This is a genomic window from Hydrogenophaga sp., assembly GCF_041633695.1.
Lineage (GTDB): Bacteria > Pseudomonadota > Gammaproteobacteria > Burkholderiales > Burkholderiaceae_C > Hydrogenophaga.
The window spans coordinates 1-2,503 of record NZ_JBFJMY010000549.1 but is presented as its reverse complement, the minus strand read 5'-3'; the positions used below and the strand labels follow the sequence as shown (position 1 = coordinate 2,503).

Annotated in this window: 2 protein-coding genes; both read left to right on the top strand. The window is 66.7% G+C overall.

Going from position 1 to position 2,503, the window contains the following annotated elements:
• On the top strand, positions 1–958 hold a 958-nt coding region (locus tag ABYB95_RS21515; RefSeq protein WP_372661743.1), incomplete at its 5' end, for a hypothetical protein.
• Positions 958–2,503: ShlB/FhaC/HecB family hemolysin secretion/activation protein (locus tag ABYB95_RS21510; protein ID WP_372661740.1), on the top strand; the 1,546-nt coding region annotated here is incomplete at its 3' end. The genes ABYB95_RS21515 and ABYB95_RS21510, both read left to right, overlap by 1 nt.

Sequence of the window (2,503 nt, the reverse complement as noted above, 5' to 3'; positions counted from 1 at the left end):
CTACCTCAACTCCACCGGTGGCACCGGCGGCGTGGGCAACATCAGCACCCAAGGCGAGTTCCAGCTCCACGCCGTCAATGGCAGCATGAAGATCGTGGGCCAGGTGCAGGCCGATGCGGGTGTGCAACTCGGCGCGGACGACGACGTTGAGTTTGCCGGTGGACAGGTGCGCAGCCAGGGGCCGGTGAGCGTCTCGGCCGGTGCCGATGGCAGCGGCAGCATCGTGGGTCAGGCATCGCCCGGCCCCGACATCGTGGCCCTGGGCGCCTTGCACCTGCAAGCGCCCGACCAGATCGGTGCCGGCGCTGCGCTGGAACTGCAAGTCGGGGGAGAGGCATCGTTCGCAGCCGCCCAGATCGACGCTAGCGTGAGCGCCACTCCGTTGGCGAACCCGCTGCGGCTTTCGGTCTCCGACCTCGGTGGTGGCCCGTCGGCGCAGGTGAATCTGCAGGTCGCGTCCGACAGCGGCGTGCGTTTCGACCTGTTCCGGGTCGGCGTGGCGGACATCACCGCCCGCACGCCCAGCTTGCAGGTGCCGGATGGTTTGGTCACGGACCACGCGGTCTTCAACATGCCGGCCTACCGGGCGCGCATCGACGCGCTGAGCCGCGAACCGCACTCGGGTTATGCGGTCAACGCGTTCACGCTGGATGGCCGCTTCAGCCTGGATGCGCTACCCGACTCGGTGAACTTCGGCGCCTTCATCCTGACCAAGGACCCGGATTTCAACGCCGTTGGACAGCCACCTGGCAACGCGGTCAGCGTGATCGAGTCGGCGCTGCAAACCCTGCGCAACGGCAACGAGCCTTTGAAAAAGAAAGCCTTGGCGACGCAAGCCGGTGCGGCTGGCAACGGCCGCGACAACAGCTTGGTCAAGGTCAGCGCGAACTGGCTGGGCGAGCTGTCCCGCCTGGACCAGCGCCCACAAAACGGACAAGACGGACAAGAAAACAAGTGATGAAAAAAACCACCCATGTGTTGCTGGGCGCCCTGCTGGGCGCCAGCGCCCACCTTCCCGCCACCGCCCAGACCGATCCCGGCGCGGTGCAGCGCCTGGATCAAGACAACCGCGAACGTTTCGAGCAGCAACAGCAACTGGAAAAGCGTGCACCGCAGGCACCCGCCATCGGCGTACCGGGCCAGGCGGACCAGCCGGGCGGCCAGTCGGATGTCAAAAACATCCCGGTGACCCGCTTTGAAGTGGACCGCTCCGAGCTCCTGACGCCCGCTCAGATCGCGGCGGTGCTGGAGCCTTTGCAGGGCCGCACGGTCAGCCTCAACGACTTGTTCGCGGCGGTGGGCCGCTTGAATGCGCTGTATGAAGCGCAGGGCGTGCAGACCGCCCGTGCCATTCTGCCGGCGCAAGACATTGCGGCGGGCGTGGTCAAAATCCGTTTGATCGAGGCGCACCTGGGCGCCATACAGCTCAGCGGGGCGCAGTACCTGAAGCCCGGTTTTGTGACCGAACGCATCCACCAGCAACCGGGCGACCTGGTCTCGGTGACCCGGCTGGAAGCCGATCTGGTGCGTTTCAACGCCTTGTACGAATCCCAGCTGCGCGCCGATGTGGTGGCCGGGGCCGAGGTCGGCACCACCGACATCGCCCTGGTCGTGCAAGAGACGCCACGCTACCAGCTCACCACGTTTGCCGACAACGCCGGGCGCGACACGGTGGGAGAAGGGCGCGTGGGCCTGGTGTTTCGGGCCAACCACCTGCTGGGCGTGCACGACAGCATGCAAGTGGTGGTCAACGGGAGCCAGGGCGCGAAGAGCTATGGCCTGAGCTATTCGGTACCGGTGTCGCGGGACGATTTGCGTCTGGACATCGCCTACACCCAGGGCCGGATCAAGATCGTCGACGGGCCGTTTGAGCCGCTGGACATCACCGGGCGTTCCAAAGACTTCTCGCTGGGGCTGAGCCAGCCGTTTGCGGTGGACTTGAACGGGCAGTGGGCGGCCTATGGGCGCTTTTCGGCGCGCAACTCGCTCAGCCGCTTTGGTGGCATCACCCAAAGCGATGTGGACCTGAACGTGTTGGCGCTGGGTGTGCGCGGCCAGGCGCGCGACGAGCGCCGGGCCTGGTCGCTGGACGGCAGCCTGAACATCGGCACCAAGGCCTTGGGCGGCGAGCAGCATTTCGCCTATTTCCGGGGCCAGGCCAGCCGCGTCGACCACGTGGGCGAGCGCACGCAGCTGCTCACCCGCGCCGGTCTGCAGCATTCGTTCTCGCGCATCCTGCCTGCAGGTGAGCAGTTTCAGGTGGGTGGCCTGTATTCCGTGCGCGGCTTCTCCGAAGGCCTGCTCACCGGACGCGATGGCTACTCTGTGGGCCTGGAGTTGCGCCAGTTGCTGAAGGCGCCTTCGGCGCAGGAGCAGGCGGCGCTGGTGCCCACGGTGCAGGGACTGGTTTTCCTGGACCACGGCGCGGCCTTTCCCTACCGGCCCGGGCAGTCGATCAGCAACGACGATTACCTCACCAGCGCGGGCCTGGGGCTGGCGCTGG